The following is a 17,746-nucleotide window of genomic DNA, read 5'->3' as shown; positions in this document are numbered from 1 at the left end:
CAGAGCACGTTCGCATATACTCGCCATCCAGGCGCCCGTTCAGCCCACAGGCTCTCGCCGCCGTGGGCTGAATCTTTTATGCCGCGCCGACGCTTAACCGCGCCCTGCAACGCCCGCCGTCTCCAGCACCGCATGCAAGAGCACATTAGCGCCCGCCGTCACCTGCTCAGGCGAAGAGTATTCGATTTCGTTGTGGCTGATACCGTCCTTGCACGGGATGAAAATCATGCCCGTCGGCGCCAGCATACTCATGTAAACCGCGTCGTGGCCCGCGCCGGACACGATATCCATATGCGAATAGCCCAGCGCCTGCGCCGCACGCCGTACCGCGTCTTTACATTCCGGATGGAACGGCGCGGCGGGATAATCCGAGACCTGCGTCAGCTGAATATCCAGACCGGTTTCCGTCATCAGGCTCTCGATATAGGCTTTTAGCGCCTCATCCATCTGCGCCACCGATGCATCGTCAATATTGCGGAAATCGATGGAAAACTTCACGCTGCCGGGCACCACATTACGGCTGTTGGGATGCACCTGCACCATCCCGACCGTGCCGCGGCCGTGTGGCGAGAAGCGGTCGGCGATGTTGATCACCTCCTGCATGATGCGCGTGGCAACCTGCAACGCATCTTTGCGCATCGCCATCGGCGTCGGCCCCGCGTGAGACTCCATGCCCGTCACCACGCAGTCATACCAGCGAATCCCCAGCACCGCCTGCACGACGCCGATGTCGATGTCTTGATCCTCAAGAATCGGCCCCTGTTCGATATGCGCTTCAAAGTAGGCGCCGATGGGATGATCGCCCGGCGTTTGCGGCCCGACGTAGCCGATTTTCTCCAGCTCGTCCTTGACCGTCTTGCCGTCCACGTCCGTGGCGGCATAAGCGTATTCCAGCGGGAATACCCCGGCAAACACCCCTGACCCCATCATGACCGGCACGAAGCGGGAGCCTTCTTCGTTGGTCCAGGACACCACCTCGACCGGCGCTTCGGTTTCAATTTTCTGATCGTTCAGCGTGCGAATGACCTCCAGCGCAGACAGCACGCCGAAGTTGCCGTCGAACTTGCCGCCGGTCGGCTGAGTATCGATATGGCTGCCGGCGACAATCGGCGGCAGCGCGTTATTGCGTCCGGGACGGCGCATAAAGACGTTGCCGATGTTATCCACCACCACCGACAGTCCGGCGTCCTTGCCCCAGCTCACCAGCAGATCGCGGCCTTGCCGGTCGAGGTCGGTCAGCGTCAGACGGCACACGCCGCCTTTCGGGGTTGCGCCAATCTGCGCCAGTTCCATCAATGATTCCCACAGGCGTTCGCCGTTGACCCGCATGTCGGCCGTCGTCACGGTGTCCGCTACCGTAAATATGTCATTACTCATCGTCGCTTCCTCACGGTCAATGCTTCACTGTTTCTGTTCAGCCGTTAGCGCTGAACGCTCTGCGGCGCGCGGGCTTTTTCCCATGCGGCGGCCGCGCTGAAGTCCGGACCCAATGCCGGACGCTTGATGTAACGACCGGCCCCTTCCTGCGCCCGCAGGTCGCCATCGGCCCAGACCACAACGCCCTGGCTGATGGTGTACGCCGGTATCCCGGTCACCGTGCGCCCTTCAAACACGTTGAAATCGTTGCGGGAGTGATGGGTCTTGGCGGAGAGCGTTTTGCTGCCGTTCGGGTCCCACAGCACCAGATCGGCATCCGCGCCCGTCGTCACACAGCCTTTACGCGGATAGAGATTGAACAGCCGCGCGGTGTTGGCGGAGGTGACGGCCACGAATTCGCTGGGCGTCAGACGCCCGCTGTTAACACCGCCGTCCCACACCACCGCCATACGCTCTTCCACGCCGCCGCAGCCGTTGGGGATCTTGGTAAAATCGCCGCCGTCCGCCGCTTTCTGGCTGGCGCAAAACGTACAGTGATCCGTCGCCGTCGTGTGCAGTTGGCCGGATTGCAAGCCGCGCCACAGCGCCTCCTGGTGGCCTTTGGGGCGAAACGGCGGACTCATGACGTGCGCCGCCGCCTTGCGAATGTCCGGGTCGCGGTACACGCTGTCGTCGATCGTCAGGTGACCGGCCAGCACCTCGCCGTAGACCCGCTGACCTCGTGCGCGGGCGCGGGCAATGACCTCCGCCGACTCCTGGCAGGAAACATGCACCACGTAAATCGGCACGCCCAGCACGTTGGCGATGGTAATAGCGCGATTGGCGGCTTCACCCTCGACCTCCGGCGGTCGCGACAGAGGGTGTCCTTCCGGCCCGACAATCCCTTGCGACAAGACCTGCTGTTGCAACAGATGCACCATCTCGCCGTTTTCGGCGTGCACCGTCGGCATCGCCCCCAGTTCCAGCGCGCGGCGAAAACTGTTCATCAACGTTTCGTCGTCGCACATGATGGCGTTCTTATAGGCCATAAAGTGCTTGAAGCTGTTCACGCCCTCTTCCCGCACCAGCGTACCCATATCCCGGCGCACGCTTTCGTCCCACCAGGTGATCGCCACGTGGAAGCTATAGTCGGCCGCCGATTTTTCCGCCCAGCCGCGCCACTGACGGTAGGCTTCCATCAGCGACTGTTGGGGATTCGGGATCACAAAGTCGATGATGGTGGTCGTACCGCCCGCCAGCGCCGCCGCCGTGCCGCTGTAAAAATCATCCACCGTGACGGTGCCCATAAATGGGAAATTCATGTGCGTATGCGGGTCGATGCCCCCCGGCATGACGTACAGGCCGCCAGCGTCCACCACCTCGGCACCCGCCGGCACATCGAATTGGGCCGCATCGCCCACGGCCGCAATCACGCCGTCGACGCACAGGACGTCGGCGCGGAACTGGCGGTCGGCATTGACGACGGTGCCGCCTTTAATCAACAGAGTGTGACTCATCGTTATCTCCCTCTTTTTCGCCGGTGATCGCACCCGCTCGCCGCGGAAGCCGCCACCGTCAGTGATGAAAACGCGCGCGGCGGGTCAGAGCGCCTCGGTCGCCATCGGATTATTGGGATGCGTGGTCCAGTTGGCGTATTGCTCGCTGACGACGTGGCCGGTTCGCTCATCCACCTCGCCGGGCGCCAGGCTGCGCAGCGTGATGCACCCTTCCACCGGACAAATAGAGACGCACAGGTTGCAGCCCACGCAGTCTGCCTCTTTGACTTCAAAATGGCGTTCGCCCTCTTTCGTGTGGGTGATGGCCTGATGGGAGGTATCTTCACAGGCCAGATGGCAGCGCCCGCACTTGATGCACTTCGACTGATCAATCACCGCCTTGTCGACGTGGTTCAAATTGAGATAGCGCCAGTCCGTGACGCTGCTCACGGCGCGTCCGCGGAAGTCCTCCAGCGTGCGGTAGCCCTTCTCATCCATGAAGTGGCTTAACCCGTTGATCATGTCGCGCACGATTGGGAAGCCGTGCACCATGACCGCCGTACACACCTGCACCGTGCCGCAGCCCAGCGAGATGAATTCGGCGGCGTCGCGCCAGGTGGAAATGCCGCCGATGCCGGAGAGGGGTAATCCCACGGTGTCCGGATCGCGGGCGATTTCCGCCACCATGTTGAGCGCAATCGGCTTTACCGCCGGGCCGCAATAGCCGCCGTGTGAGCCTTTGCCGCCGGTGTTGGGGTGAATACTCATCTGATCGAGGTCCACCCCTATCACCGAATTGATGGTATTAATCAACGATACCGCATCAGCGCCGCCGCGCCGGGCCGCGCGAGCCGGATAGCGGATATCGGTAATGTTGGGCGTCAGTTTGACGAGGGTCGGCAGGCTACAGTACTGCTTGCACCAACGCGTCACCTGCTCGATGTACTCCGGCACCTGCCCCACCGCGGCCCCCATGCCGCGCTCGCTCATGCCGTGCGGGCAACCGAAGTTCAGCTCAATGCCGTCTGCGCCGGTTTGCTCCACCAGCGGCAGGATATATTTCCAGGACGCTTCTTCGCACGGCACCATAATCGACACAATCACGGCGCGATCCGGCCAGTTGCGCTTCACACGGGCGATCTCTTCCAGATTGACGTGCAGCGAGCGATCGGTGATCAGCTCGATGTTATTCAGGCCGAGCACCCGCCGGTCGGCCCCCAGCAAGGTGCCGTAGCGCGGGCCGCTGACGTTGACCACATGCGGGTCGATACCCAGCGTTTTCCACACCACGCCGCCCCAGCCGGCTTCGAACGCCCGCGCCACGTTGTACTCTTTGTCCGTCGGCGGCGCGGACGCCAGCCAGAAAGGATTCGGGCTTTTGATGCCCAGGAATTCGGTACTGAGATCAGCCATGCGCGCACCCCCGGTCCAGCAATACAGAAATCGATGCGTCGTTGACGACCTGGCGCCCCGACACGGTTAAGGCCAAATCGATATCGCGGGCGGCGATTTTGCCCTGCCGTACCGCATCCACCGTCAGATCCAGTCCGCCCGCGCAGCAGTCGCCGCCCGCCCAGACGCCCGGTAGGGACGTTCGCCCCGCGTCATCCGTCGCGATGCGCCGATCTATGAGCCGAATAGCGTCACCGGCGGGCGCCGGGTCGTAGGTCTGCCCGATCGCCTTCAGGACCATGTCCGCGGGCAGCGTATAGGTTTCCCCGCTGGCGACGAGCTTGCCGTCTTCCCGTTGCATCACGGTGAACGACACGCCCGTCACCACGCCGTTTTCACCGTGGATAGCCTGCGGCGCAGACCAGAAACGCAGGGTGACGCCGCACTGTTTGGCCCACGCCTGTTCGTGGGGCGAGGCTTTCATCTCCGCCTCGCTGCGGCGGTAGACCAGCGTGACCTCGCGAGCGCCCAGCTTTTTGGCCTGCACCGCCGCATCGACGGCGGTCATCCCGCCGCCAATCACCACCACCTCACGGCCAACGGGCACCCGGCTGAAATCGGCGGCCTGACGCAGCTCCGCAATAAAGTCGACCGCTTCCCGCACGCCAGACAGCGGCGTTTCTTGGATACCCAGCGCATTAACGCCCGCAAGCCCCATGCCAAGGAACACCGCATCGAACCCGGCGCGCAGCTGCTCCAGCGTCATGTCGCGACCCAGCCGCTGGCCGAGACGCAGCTCAATGCCGCCGACGGACAGCAGCCAGGCGATCTCTTTCTGGGCGAAGTCGTCGGTCGTCTTGTACGCCGCCAACCCGTATTCGTTCAGGCCGCCGGGTTTGGGCCGGGCGTCGAAGATCACCACGTGATGACCGCTCACCGCCAGCCGATGGGCGACGGTCAATCCGGCCGGTCCCGCCCCCACCACCGCGACTTTTTTGCCAGTGGCGGCGGCGCGCATAAATAGCGGCCGCCCCGGATTGGCGAAGTAGGCGTCGGTCGCGAAGCGTTGCAGCAGACCGATTTTCACCGGTTTGCCGTCCTGATCGTGGCGCACGCATGCCTGTTCGCACAGCGTCTCCGTCGGACAGACCCGGGCGCACATGCCGCCCAGCACGTTCTCACGCAAAATGGCCTCGGCGGCCCCACGCACGTTGTCCTGCGCGATGCGGTGAATGAAACTCGGTACGTCGATATCCGCCGGACATGAGCGCGTGCAGGGCGCGTCGAAGCAGTAGTAACAGCGGTCCGCTTCAATCACGGCCTGAGTGGCGGTCAGCGGCGGTGCGCTGTCGCCAAACTGGCGAGCGTACTCCTCCCGCCTGAGCCGTTCAGCTCGGATGCCGGGGGTATTTACCCCCACAGGGGTCTGGTTTTTCATGCGTCGAACTCCTCTGTCCAATCCCTGTCGGAAACAGGGGCGTGCAATGTTCTAAGCTGGCGCGCGCTATCGCCGGGTTGCCTCGTGATCGTCATGACCCTTGAGAGAACAGAGCGGCGTCGCTGGCGCGCCACGGCGCGAGAATAAATCCTGACCAACTGGTTAGGTTTTCTAAATAAATGATGCGATTTATGTGCCAGCTTTTGCCCAAGAGGCTAATCCGTGCAAAACAAGGGGTTATCAAGCCATAACTTTTCACGATGGCGACTTGATCGTCTCTATTTGGTGCATTTACCCCCTTTTTTGCAGCAAAAGTGGTCAACTACGATCTTTCGGGGGGGGCAATTAAACGAAGAGCGTGGGAAGGTTACAAAAAGCGATGTTCGTGGAAAATAACGACAGGTTGACGGCAACGCATCGACCCGTCCAGCACAGGGTATTCAGCGAAGTGTTTTTAATCTGCAAAACTGCTGCAAAAGAAGGACAGCACTAGGCCTCCAGCCCGCAGATGCGAAATACGCAGCTCAGCACATGATCGGTGGCGCGCTGCTGCGCGGCGGCAGATCCCACGTTTTCGCCCATCACGGCGGCGATCTGCACCGAGAAATCCGCGTAGGTCTGCGTCATCGACCAGACGGAGAAAAAGAAGTGACGGGCATCCAGCGACTTCATACGCCCGGCGGCGATCCAGCCTTCCAGCACCGCCGCTTTCTCGTCCACCAACTGGCGCAGCTCCGTCTGCAAACGCGCCTGCACCCTCGGTGCGCCCTGCAAGATTTCGTTGGCGAACAGCCGCGACGCCTCGGGATGTTCAAAACTAAAGCGAATCTTATGAATTATGTAGTGTTCAATCGCCGTTTTCGGATCGGCCTGCGGGTGAAAATCATCCAACGGCGCCAGCCAGTCATGCAGCGTGCCATCCAGCACTCTGTCATACAGCGTTTCTTTGTTGCCGAAGTAGTAGTGCAGGTTGGCCTTGGGCAAACCCGCCGCCTCGGCAATCAGCGACATCGTGGCCCCTTTGAAGCCAAAGCGCGCGAAGATCCGCTCCGCCGCCTGCAAAATGATGGCCTCATTATCCTGCCGGATGCGCCCTTTTTCCGTGTCTTCGCCGCGTTCGGCGATTCGCGACCCTATCGGACGCGAGGAGGTGTGTTCGTCTGACACTTTACTGTTCCACATCATTCACGTTCCCACGGCTATACTGCAACGACCGCCATCCCTGGCGGCGACAATCCGTCCTGAGTCACCTTCGCTATTTCGCCGCGGCGTCCCACACGACATGGCTCATGGCGGCATCGCCCGGATCTTTTTTGATGACCGGCGTGCCGCCGCTGTTGAGCAGCACGTCCACCGTACGGCGATAGGCCGCCGGGTCGAGGTAGCCGATTTGCGGTGTGTTGGCATGCGTGATCAGCTTGGCGACGTTCTCCATCTGACGCTGTTGCGCTTCTACCGTGGCCGCGCCCGACGCATCCTGCTCGACGATAATCTCCGCCGCTTCCTGCGGATGAGATACCGCGTAGTTCCAGCCCTGGTACGATGCCTTCAGGAATTTGGCCATTTTGGCGACGAACGCCGGATCGCCGAGGCTCGGTCCCAGTACGTACAGGCCATCCTCCAGCGTGGAAACGCCCTGATCCTCATACGGGAACGTGACCAGATCGTCCGGTTTCATGCCCGCGTCAATCAGCTGCCCGTACTCGTTATAGTTCATGGTGGAAATGCAGGCCGCCTGATTTTGCAGCAGCGGATCGACATTAAACCCTTGTTTCAGGACCTTGATATCCACATCGGGCTTGTAGCCCAGCTTGTTCATCCAGTTAAAGAACGGGTACTCGTTGCCGCCGAACCAGACGCCCAGCGTTTTCCCCTTTAGATCGGCCGGCGTGCTCACGCCGCTCGATTTTTTGCAGGTCAGCATCATGCCGGAGCGGTCGAATATCTGCGCGATGTTGACCAGCGGCACGCCCGCTTCACGCGCCGCCAGCGCATCCGGCATCCAGTTGACGATCACGTCCGCCGACTTGCCGGCGATCACCTGCACCGGCGAGATATCCGTACCGCCGGCTTTGATGACCACATCCAGCCCTTCATCCTGGTAGTAGCCCTTCTCCTGCGCAACGTAGTAACCCGCAAACTGCGCCTGCGGCACCCACTTCAGCTGGAGCGTGACTTTCTCGGCGGCATACGCCGACAAACAGCCGCATAGAGACAATGCGGTCAACCACAGTCCACGACGAATAGCAGAACGTTTGATCATCAGAGGTATCCTCAGCGTTAAGTGAACACACAGCGGCCGCACCGCGACTACGACATACCGCGTACGGCGGGGTGCCAGAAATTGATTTTTTTCTCCAGCCTGACCAGCAGAGCATACGCCAGCGACCCGACGACCGACGCCACGACAATCGCCGCCCAAACGGTCGCCATATGCATGCGCGCCGCCTCCGTCGAGATGCGGAACCCCAGTCCGGCCGTCGGCGAGCCGAAAAATTCCGCCACAATCGCACTGATCAGCGCCAGCGTGGCATTCACCTTCAGCGCGCCGAAAATGAACGGCAGCGCGGCGGGCAAACGCAATGAAAACAGCGTCTGACGCGGACTCGCGGCGTAGCAATACATCAGCTCACGCTCCATTTTCCCGCTGGCCTGCAGCCCCGCCAGTGTGCTGACCAGCGCCGGGAAGAACGTCACCAGCACGATCACCGCCGCCTTCGAAGGCCAGTCGAAGCCGAACCACATCACGGCGATAGGCGCAACGCCCACCAGCGGAATAGTGCTGGTCAGATTGGCCAGCGGCAGCAGCCCGCGTTGTAAAAACGGCAGCCGGTCGATCATCAGGGCGACGAGGAAACCCAGTCCGCAGCCCAGCGCATAGCCAATCAGCACCGATTTCACTACCGTCTGCATCACGTCGCCCGCCAGCAGATCCGCGCCCTCATACAGCGCACGCGCAATATCCAGCGGCGTGGGCAGCAGCACCTGCGGCACGGCGAATACGGTCACCAGCAGTTGCCAGAAGTAGAGCACCCACAGGCCAAACAGCGTCGCCACCAGACTGGACGGTAGGGCGACGTCGCTGACGCCCGCCAGCCGCTGTACGCTTAAACACGCCAGCAACGCGACCGCCGTCAGCGCAAGCCAGTAGGCGGCACCGCCGCCGCCTTGGACGATAAGCCAGCCCGCCGCGCCCTCGACAGGCACCATCAGCAGCAGCCAGCGCCACAGCGACGATGACGGAGAAAGTCCCAGCAGCACGCCAGTCAGCGCAAACACGATCACGCCGAGCAGAAGGTAACGGTCGGCGACATCGCCGGTCATCAGCCATTGACTGAACGCCAACAGCACCATCGTCAGCGCGGCGACCAGCATCACCACGCCTGATATCGCTTTGGCTTTCATCGTCCCCCCTTGCGCGACGTCATCACCAGACGCTCTGTCTGGCCGACCAACGCCGTCAGCGCCAGTCCTAGCAAAGACGCCATGACCAGCGCCGACCAGATCTGGATGGTGTTGCCGTAGTAAGAACCGGTCAGCAAACGTGCGCCCAGTCCGGCCTGCGCGCCGGTCGGCAGCTCGGCGACCATCGTACCCACCAGCCCGCTGGCAATGGCGACGCGAAAGGCGGGAAACAAATACGGCAGCGACGACGGCAGCCGCACCATCCAAAAGGTGTCGACCCGGCTGGCGGCATAGGTGCGCACCAGCTCCATCTCCATTTTCTGCGGCGACCGCAGTCCCTGAACGGCGGCGATCGTCACCGGGAAAAAGCACAGGTACATGGCGATGACGGCTTTCGGCAGCAGTCCCGTCATCCCCATGCTGCCCAAAATAATCAGCACGATGGGCGCGATGGCCAGCACGGGCACGGTTTGCGACGCCACAATCCACGGCAGCAGCGCTTTATCGAGCGTACGGGAGTGGACGATACACACCGCAAGCACCATGCCCAGCACGATCCCCATCGCAAAGCCGGTCAGCGCGGCGCTGGCCGTGACCCAGGTGTGGAGCAGCAGGTTGCGCGGCGAAGTGACCGGCCAGCGCGTCAGGCTGGTCCAGATATCCGCGATGATTTGATGCGGTGCGGGCAGCACCGGACGCGACATGGACAACGTGACGCTCACCAGATCGCGCCAGACCCAGTCGCCCTTCGGCGCCAGCGTGCGTTCAATCGCGCCCGGCGCATTGAGGACGATGGCGAGCAGATACCAGCTGATCACGGCGGCGACCAGAACCACGCCTATCGGCAGCGCGTGATAACGCAACGCGTTAATGTTCATGGTGCCCCTCCACCAACGCTTCCCGCACCTCTTGCGCCAGACGAATAAATTCAGGCGTGTCGCGCAGCGACAGATCTCGCTCAGGCGGCAGCGGCGACGTCAGCACGTTGACGATGCGGCCGGGACGCGGCGACATCACGACGATGCGGGTAGAGAGATAGACCGCTTCCGCGATCGAGTGGGTAACGAAGACCATCGTGCGCTGTTCGGCGTACCACAGCTGCTGTAGCTGCTGGTTGAGGTTGTCGCGCGTCAGTTCGTCCAGCGCGCCGAACGGCTCATCCATCATCAGGATCTGCGGTGAGAACCCTAACGCGCGGGCGATGGAGACGCGCTGCTGCATCCCGCCGGACAACTGCCACGGAAATTTCTTCTCGAAACCCGCCAGCCCGACCCGCGCCAGCTGTTCAAGCGCGATGGCCTCGCTCTGGACGGGCGGACGTCCCTGGATTTGCAGCGGCAGCATTACATTCGCCAGCACCGTGCGCCAGGGCAGCAGCACCGGCGACTGGAACACGTAGCCGTAGGCGCCTGCCTGCCGCGCCTCGGAAGGCGTCATGTCGTTGACCCGCACTTCGCCGGAAGTCAACGGTTCCAGATCGGCGATGGCGCGCAGCAACGTGGTTTTCCCACAGCCGGACGGCCCGATAAACGACACAAACTCGCCTTGCCGGATGGTCAGATTGATATCTTTTAGCGCATGCACTGGCCGATCGACCGAGGGATAGATGATGTTGGCGTCGCGCACCACCACGGCGGGTCTGGCCGTCGCGGACTTCAGCGTCAAAACGGAGGGTTCCTCAGCGGACAGAAATTGGCTCATGGCGGTTCTCCCTCTGGCAATGTTGACCGGGTGGTTAGCTTTTCCACTGCGAATGCATGCGATTTCCGTGCCATTATCTCTCCACGCCGGATAACCTTACGAAACACGCAGGATTGCTGACGTTGTCGGCAATATATCGATAATTTATGGCTAAATTGGTGCAAATAGCGGCACATTTGCGTTGATATAGAGCAAGAGAACACGGTGCGGGAAGCCGGAATACCCCGCTGCGACGCAGCAGCGGGATAAGCGGTAGAGATCAGTCGAGGGTTGCGGTCAGTGCGGCGAGCGCGTCGTCAATAATCGCCAGCCCCTGCCGGGCCTCGTTGGCCGTCACCACGCACGGCGGCACAACGTGTACGCGGTTTTCAGCCAGAAAACCGAGCAAGCCGCGCGCGTACAGGTCGGCCTTGAGCTGCGCCATTTTGTCGGCGGGCATCGGCGTTTTGGCTATCGGATCGGTCACCAATTCCAGCGCGTGGAACACGCCTTTTCCGCGCGTTTCGCCGACGATATCGTATTTTTCCGCCAGATGGCGCAATCCTGGTGCCAGCACGGTTTCGCCCACCTGCGCGGCGTTATCGACAATGCCTTCTTCCACCATCGCGTCCAACGTTGCGACAATCGCCGCCATCGCCAGCGGATGCCCGGAGTAGGTCAGCCCGCCGGGAAACACTCTGTCATCGAAGAAATGAGCGATCGGATCGGAAATGATCACCCCGCCCGCAGGCACATAGCCGGAGTTCACGCCCTTGGCGAAGGTGATCAGATCCGGCGTGATGCCGTAGTGGTCGAAGGTAAACCAGCGACCGGTACGACCGAACCCGGCCATCACCTCATCCATAATCAGGAGGATGCCGAACTCGCGCGCCAGTGCGGACACGCCCGCCAGATAGCCCGGCGGCGGCATCAAAATTCCCGCCGTGCCGGGGATGGTTTCCAGCAGAATGGCGGCGATGGTGCCGGGGCCTTCGCACTCGATAATTCGGCGCAGGTGATGCAGCGCCGCCTGGCACTCCTCTTCCTCGGTGGTGGCGTGAAACTCGCTGCGGTACAGGTACGGCGTGAAAAAGTGGATATGGCCGCGGAAATAGTCGTTCGGCAACCGCCGCCAGTCGCCGGTGGCGCCAATCGCGCTGCCGGTGTTGCCGTGATAGGAACGGTAGCTGGAAAGAATCTTGTCCCTTCCTGTGAACAGACGTGCCATACGAATGGCGTTCTCATTGGCGTCGGCACCCGCGTTGGTGAAGAACACCTTGCTGAAGTTCTCCGGCGCCAGCGAGACAATGCGTTTCGCCGCCTCGCCGCGTGCCAGATTGGCCGTCGCGGGCGCAATCGTCGTCAGCTGATCCGCCTGCGCTTTGATGGCGGCCACGACTTTTGGATGCTGAGCGCCGATATTGGTATTCACCAGCTGACTGCTGAAATCCAGGTAGGTCTTCCCGTCGTAATCCCACAGGCGGCAGCCCTCGCCGCCCGCAATCACCAGCGGGTTTAAGCCGCCCTGCGCCGACCAGGAGTGAAAAACATACTGTCTGTCGAGCTGACGGACCGTGGCGTTTGATGGTGCAGTCATCTTCGTATCCTCCTCTGCGACCCTTTTTACGGTCGGCGGCTATAGGGATGGTTCTCTCTCTGGCAGACTAAAAACAAATCCGGCGGATGCGATAGAGCCAGTTACGGATAATCGTCGGGTCAGAAGGTGTCCCGGCGCTTTTTCCCAACTGGCCCTATGACGCCGCCGCCGGGATTCGTAAAGTCATTTTTTCGCCGTGGCGCGCACCGCTGGCCCACGGACCATTTGATTGAGGGGAGAAAACGTTTCATGCCAAACATTGTTTTTATCACCGGCGCCACCTCCGGATTCGGACAGGCCGCCGCCCGCCACTTCGCCGCGCAGGGCTGGTCGTTGATCCTCACCGGGCGTCGGGCGGAGCGCCTGCAAACGCTGTACGACGAGCTATCCCCGAAAACGCCGACCTATATCGCGACGCTGGACGTCCGCGATGCCGCCGCCGTTCAGGCGCTGGTGGACAACTTGCCCGCCGACTTCAAGGCGGTGAAAACGCTGGTCAATAACGCCGGGCTGGCGCTGGCCCCGCAGCCTTCCCAGACGGTCGCGCTGGAAGACTGGCACACCATGATCGACACCAACGTCAAAGGGCTGGTGAACGTCACCCACGCGCTGCTGCCGACGCTGATCAACACCGGCAAAGGGGCCAGCATCATCAATCTCGGCTCCATCGCCGGCCAATGGCCTTACCCCGGCAGCCACGTCTACGGCGCCTCTAAGGCGTTTGTAAAACAGTTCAGCTATAACCTGCGCTGCGACCTGCAAGGCACCGGCGTGCGCGTCACCGATTTGGCCCCCGGCATCGCCGAAACCGAATTCACGCTGGTCAGGACCAAGGGCGATCAGGCCGCCTCCGACCAGCTGTACCGCAACACCACGCCGCTGACGGCGGAAGATATCGCAGAGCAGATCTTCTATATCGCCACGCTGCCGGACCATATCAATATCAACCGCGTGGAAGTGATGCCAGTGCGTCAGGCCTGGTCCGCGTTCGCTATTGACCGCGATCCCAGCTGACGGTGGGGTTTCCCCCTTGCTGTATGGGATGGCGCGGGGGAAGCTTTCAGGTGAGTGTAGACAGTTAATGCGGCGTTTTGATGTTTATTGGAGGGGAAGTTGCGGTTCGACAGGGATATAGTGTTGAAGTTTTTGTGTGGATGAGACTTTGACCTGATATTTGGTGCATACATTGAAGGTGATTAAAAATTATAACCTGTATCTTTGTACTAAATAAGTTCCTCCCAAATGTATCCCAATGTTATTTTCACAATGATATTTATTAGAAAATTTTTGTGTTATTAATCATCTATTGTTGATAATAGATATTTGTCCAGTTCACATTTAATGATAAAAGCATACGCGAGTAAAACATCTATTAGTTGATCCAATACGTCATAAAAGATAAATGGATATGGCCCTTCTTTTTCAAGGAGATATATAACATCAACGTCTTTCAATTTTCTTGTGTACTTGAGGATATACTGAATCGCTGCTTCGTGATTTTTTTTAGGCACACCTGAACAGGCTATAACTTGTCTAATAAATTCTTCTTTATCTCCAAAGTTGCCATTTCGGTGGACAATGACATGTCTAAAATTTTCTATCATTGTCACAGCAAGCCGATAGTTAGTAGACGTTTTGTTGTTTATCTCGATATCTACAAGTGCTGGTAGTTTTTCTCGGAATTGATTCAAGATACTCTTGGGTGCCTTTTTCTTTTTTGTTGCTTGTACATTAAACCACTTCAGATTCTGTGAGGGAATATCTTTAATAGCAATATCCCCGAAGTCACTGGCAGGCCAAAATGAAGGATTGATATAACCAACACATCCATATATCGATTTGATGAAATCTTCAAAAACCTCGTAAGCTTCTACTAATAGCCACTGATATTGCTTATTTTTATGAAGTAAGAGTAGATAGGTTTGCTCCTCAACAGCATCATTTCGATGACCAATAAATTCACGGATCCCTGAGTAAGGGGACGGAAAGGAAAAACAACGTAGTTGTAACCCAAAAAAGCTTTTTATGGATTCATCAATTTCAGGATCATTCTTCTTATCTTCAATACGCTTCTTTTTCTCACTTAAGTTGCTTAAAAGACTGGCCGTATTCCCCCTGATTACCGCCTGAAAGTTCTTCAGATGAGTTATCTTGTTATAAAATTCATCAAGTTGATTATTAAGGATTTCTTTATAATTAATTTTCATCACGTTCCTTTATGAAAGCTAATTAGTTTAGTTGGGATGATAAGTACGTGAATTATTGCGGACCAGCCCATTCTAAAGCATCACCATTCGAAAAATTAAAGAATACCTTTAATATTTTAATAAGCTTAACGTCATTATATTTTACCGATTTAATGTTAACTAGTGAACTGACGTCCGAGATAATATCATCTATGATGTAAGCAACGACCGTTTATAGTACTCAGCCGCTCAGTCCCGCATTAACAGGCGGCTATGAGCGAGGAGCGGACCTTGACACATATGATTGATATTCATATCAACTCATTAAAAAAATATCGAAGCTAAAGCGATTCTGCGGTTTCAACAGCTTGAATTGTCCATTACAATTACTATAAGTCATAGCGACTAGATAGCTGCGCGGAATAGTGCTCCACTTTCGGCCACCCCTTACAGGGCAAGGTATCAGCGTTGTTTCCTCTGCCTGACCGTGCTGCATAGGGCTTGAAATGTGTTGCCCATACGCAACATTCCACCTATCAGTAAACGGCAGGTTTAGCGGTATTAAGCGCAGCTATTCAGTGTTGAACAGTTTAATCCGTCATATTAAGACAAATTCTCAGCTGCTTATTTTATTATTACGGGTAAAGCAAGATTTTACTGTAAGAATTAATACACACACTTCAAAAGGATTGGCTATGCGTTTAAGTAAAGTTCGAGTGCAAAACTATCGGAGCATCCTAGATACCGGTGAGTTTGATATTGAAAGGCTTAAAACAATTCTAGTTGGCCCAAATGAAGCAGGTAAAACAGCAATTCTTCAAGCGATACAACAAATTAATCCACCAGTAGGTACAAAAAAATTCAAACCCCTACGCGACTACCCGAGAGCTCAATATACAAAAATCAGCCGAGGGGATCTAGATCCGAATAAGGTGAAAGTCGTCACCGCAGTCTTTGACCTTGAAGACTTTGATTTAGAGCATGCACCAGATCAAATCAAAGGCAGTTCAATCAGTTACACTTTTACTCGGTATTTAAACAATAATGCCAGTCATAGTTTAATAGGTTTCGAATCTCCAACTTATAATGATATAAAAAATGACCTAATAAGGCTAACTGCTCATTTAGATAGATCGAGTGCTACGGGTGAAGCAAAGCCGCATTCAGAAAGTCTTAGTAAAATAACGAATGGCTGGGCACAGGATAAATATTTAAACGCTGACTCTGAGATTTTAAAGAAGTGGCTGGAGGAAAAGCTTCCATTTATTGATGAAGAAGATGAAAAAGAATTAAAACGTTGGGAAATGATTGAGTCAAAACTGAATTTATCAATTGGCATCCGCAGTTTTCTTGAATATTTAGACCAGAATAAACCTGTATTTGTACTTTACAGCAATTACTTCCGAGTGAAGCCTATCATCCATTTAGGAAATCTCGCTAAACGGCTCGAATCTAATAGTCTCGATGATGATGCATATGATTACGGCAACAGTTGTCTGCTCAGATTGCTTGGTTTTACTGCACAGGAACTTTCTGAACTCGGAAAAGCAACCGATCCAAGCCACACTTCGACAGATCTTGAAGTTTTCAGAGAAAGGCTGGACCAGCGTAGCTATGAGCTCAATGCAGCCAGTGTTGAATTAACCCAGCAAGTAATCAGAGTATGGAATCCTGATGATAACAAAGCAGAGGCAAGCAGGCTCAAGCTGACTGCCGACGGACAATATCTTAAAGTAGTTGTCGAAGACAATATAGGCGTTGAGGTTGAACTCGACCAGCGCTCCGAGGGTTTTCAGTGGCTAGTATCGTTCTTCATAGTTTTCTTTGCTGAGGCAAAAGGTAAACATAAGAATACGATACTCCTATTAGATGAGCCAGGAGTTAGCCTCCATGCCCTGAAGCAAAGAGAGTTTAGAAAAACTATCTCATTACTTGCCGATAAAAATCAGACCTTGTACTCAACTCATTCACCATTTCTAGTTGGCCCGGATGAACTCGATATTGTTAGAGTTGTTGAACTGACTGATAGGACTGTTGGTACGAAAGTACACACAACTGTGTCCTCCAGTGATCCTGCAGCACTTTTACCGTTACAGGAAGCGCTTGGGTATGATTTAGCTCAGAGTCTATTTGCAAACCAGCGTAATTTGATTTTAGAAGGTTTGACAGATTATTGGTATGTCGAAGCCATATCCGGCCTACTTAAGGATGGAGGAAAAACATTCCTGCACGAAAAGATCGCGCTTGTACCAGCCAACACAGCAAGCAAAGTCGTTTACTTCGCGACAATTCTTACTTCACACAACTTAAAGGTCGCAGCATTACTTGACTCAGATAATGCTGGTGATCAAGCAGCAAATCAGGAAATTCTGGTCCATCGCCTTAGCAATAAAAGAATCCTTCGAACATCAGATTTTACAGTTCCTAAAATTGAAAAGGCAGAAATCGAAGATCTCCTCAGAGATACATTAATAGATATAGCAAAGTCGGAACTAAACTGGGACTTAACCACAGCGGTGGCAAGTGCTGAGGGTAAGCCTATTATTAATTTATTTCAAAATGAAATTGGAAAGGATTTTTCCAAGTATAAATTAGCTAAGGCTTTCTTGAGATGGTCTCGAAATCATTCGATCACTGACCTATCTGCTAATGAGATCCAAGGCTGCACGAATCTCATAAATGCTATAAACGCTGCACTGAAGTAATCATCTCAACTGGCTCATTTTCTTGGTATGAGCCAGTTTTTAGATCCCTTTGTGAGGGTATGAACTGCTACCCTAAATTAACACAGAACGACGTCAGCATCGTCCGCTCCTGGCACTTAGCGGCCCTTAAGATCGCGTATATTTCTATGAGCACTCAGATAAAAACAAACATATAGGCCATCGAAATAACCATTATGTTCAGTCACGGAGCGTAATATTAAATATCGTAATAATTTTTCTGATGCAGCCTATTCTTATTAGGGCCACTTTCTCGATTTCCTCTTTGCAATGTGGTCCGTATAAAGATCTACAGCCAGAGAGCTATAAGCACGGCCAAAACTATTACCGGATATAGAGCACACTCGGAACAAATCTACCGTCCCCATTATCCCGTTGCCTCAAGCGGTTTACCCCTTGGCTTAAGGGCATACAAATAATAAGGATTTATCACTAACCCCATGATTAACAACGCAGTATAATTTAGCCCCATA

General features: G+C 56.2%; 13 protein-coding genes. 2 read left to right on the top strand and 11 right to left on the bottom strand.

What is annotated here, in order from left to right:
* Window positions 1-93 precede the first annotated feature (93 nt).
* From BLU64_RS10050 to BLU64_RS10005, 10 genes are all read right to left on the bottom strand, one after another.
* The gene (locus BLU64_RS10050; protein WP_074728580.1) at window positions 94-1,377 is read right to left on the bottom strand and encodes a Zn-dependent hydrolase; all 1,284 of its coding nucleotides are present in this window, start codon (window positions 1,375-1,377) and stop codon (window positions 94-96) included.
* A 44-nt stretch (window positions 1,378-1,421) separates the two neighbouring features.
* Window positions 1,422-2,873: a dihydropyrimidinase gene (gene hydA / locus BLU64_RS10045; protein ID WP_074728578.1), complete on the bottom strand. Its 1,452-nt coding sequence runs from the start codon at window positions 2,871-2,873 to the stop codon at window positions 1,422-1,424.
* A gap of 84 nt (window positions 2,874-2,957) precedes the next feature.
* A complete protein-coding gene (gene preA / locus BLU64_RS10040; protein WP_074728576.1) occupies window positions 2,958-4,265 on the bottom strand; it encodes an NAD-dependent dihydropyrimidine dehydrogenase subunit PreA in 1,308 nt (435 codons plus the stop codon).
* Window positions 4,258-5,682, bottom strand: a complete 1,425-nt coding sequence (locus BLU64_RS10035; RefSeq protein WP_026743847.1) for an NAD(P)-dependent oxidoreductase — start codon at window positions 5,680-5,682, stop codon at window positions 4,258-4,260. Before BLU64_RS10035 ends, preA begins: the two co-directional genes overlap by 8 nt.
* Window positions 5,683-6,171: 489 nt before the next feature.
* Window positions 6,172-6,867, bottom strand: coding sequence for a TetR/AcrR family transcriptional regulator (locus BLU64_RS10030; RefSeq protein WP_244888421.1), 696 nt, complete (start codon window positions 6,865-6,867; stop codon window positions 6,172-6,174).
* Window positions 6,868-6,937: 70 nt separating this feature from the next.
* Window positions 6,938-7,945 (bottom strand): ABC transporter substrate-binding protein, encoded by a 1,008-nt coding sequence (locus tag BLU64_RS10025; RefSeq protein ID WP_074728574.1) that lies wholly within the window; start codon window positions 7,943-7,945, stop codon window positions 6,938-6,940.
* A 47-nt stretch (window positions 7,946-7,992) separates the two neighbouring features.
* Entirely contained in the window at window positions 7,993-9,087 is a 1,095-nt protein-coding gene (locus tag BLU64_RS10020) for an ABC transporter permease (RefSeq protein WP_074728572.1), read from the bottom strand.
* The gene (locus BLU64_RS10015) at window positions 9,084-9,965 is read right to left on the bottom strand and encodes an ABC transporter permease (protein WP_074728570.1); all 882 of its coding nucleotides are present in this window, start codon (window positions 9,963-9,965) and stop codon (window positions 9,084-9,086) included. The genes BLU64_RS10020 and BLU64_RS10015 overlap by 4 nt, the downstream gene beginning before the upstream one ends.
* Window positions 9,955-10,788, bottom strand: a complete 834-nt coding sequence (locus tag BLU64_RS10010; protein WP_074728568.1) for an ABC transporter ATP-binding protein — start codon at window positions 10,786-10,788, stop codon at window positions 9,955-9,957. The genes BLU64_RS10015 and BLU64_RS10010 overlap by 11 nt, the downstream gene beginning before the upstream one ends.
* A gap of 259 nt (window positions 10,789-11,047) precedes the next feature.
* Window positions 11,048-12,364 (bottom strand): aspartate aminotransferase family protein, encoded by a 1,317-nt coding sequence (locus BLU64_RS10005; protein WP_026743841.1) that lies wholly within the window; start codon window positions 12,362-12,364, stop codon window positions 11,048-11,050.
* Window positions 12,365-12,613: 249 nt separating this feature from the next.
* Here BLU64_RS10005 and BLU64_RS10000 point away from each other — a divergent pair, with 249 nt between their 5' ends.
* Entirely contained in the window at window positions 12,614-13,378 is a 765-nt protein-coding gene (locus tag BLU64_RS10000; RefSeq protein ID WP_074728673.1) for an SDR family NAD(P)-dependent oxidoreductase, read from the top strand.
* Between the two features lie 281 nt (window positions 13,379-13,659).
* On the opposite strand, the gene BLU64_RS09995 is transcribed toward BLU64_RS10000, so the two are convergent.
* Complete coding sequence (locus BLU64_RS09995; RefSeq protein WP_026743839.1) at window positions 13,660-14,571, bottom strand: hypothetical protein; 912 nt, start codon at window positions 14,569-14,571, stop codon at window positions 13,660-13,662.
* Between the two features lie 674 nt (window positions 14,572-15,245).
* Between BLU64_RS09995 and BLU64_RS09990 the strand changes: the two genes are divergently transcribed.
* The gene (locus BLU64_RS09990) at window positions 15,246-17,255 is read left to right on the top strand and encodes an AAA family ATPase (protein ID WP_074728566.1); all 2,010 of its coding nucleotides are present in this window, start codon (window positions 15,246-15,248) and stop codon (window positions 17,253-17,255) included.
* Window positions 17,256-17,746: the final 491 nt, after the last annotated feature.

The sequence above is a fragment of the Lonsdalea quercina genome, from assembly GCF_900107885.1.
Classification (GTDB): Bacteria; Pseudomonadota; Gammaproteobacteria; order Enterobacterales; family Enterobacteriaceae; genus Lonsdalea; species Lonsdalea quercina.
The sequence above is the reverse complement of the archived record's forward strand: the minus strand, read 5'-3'. Positions and strand labels throughout refer to the sequence as shown.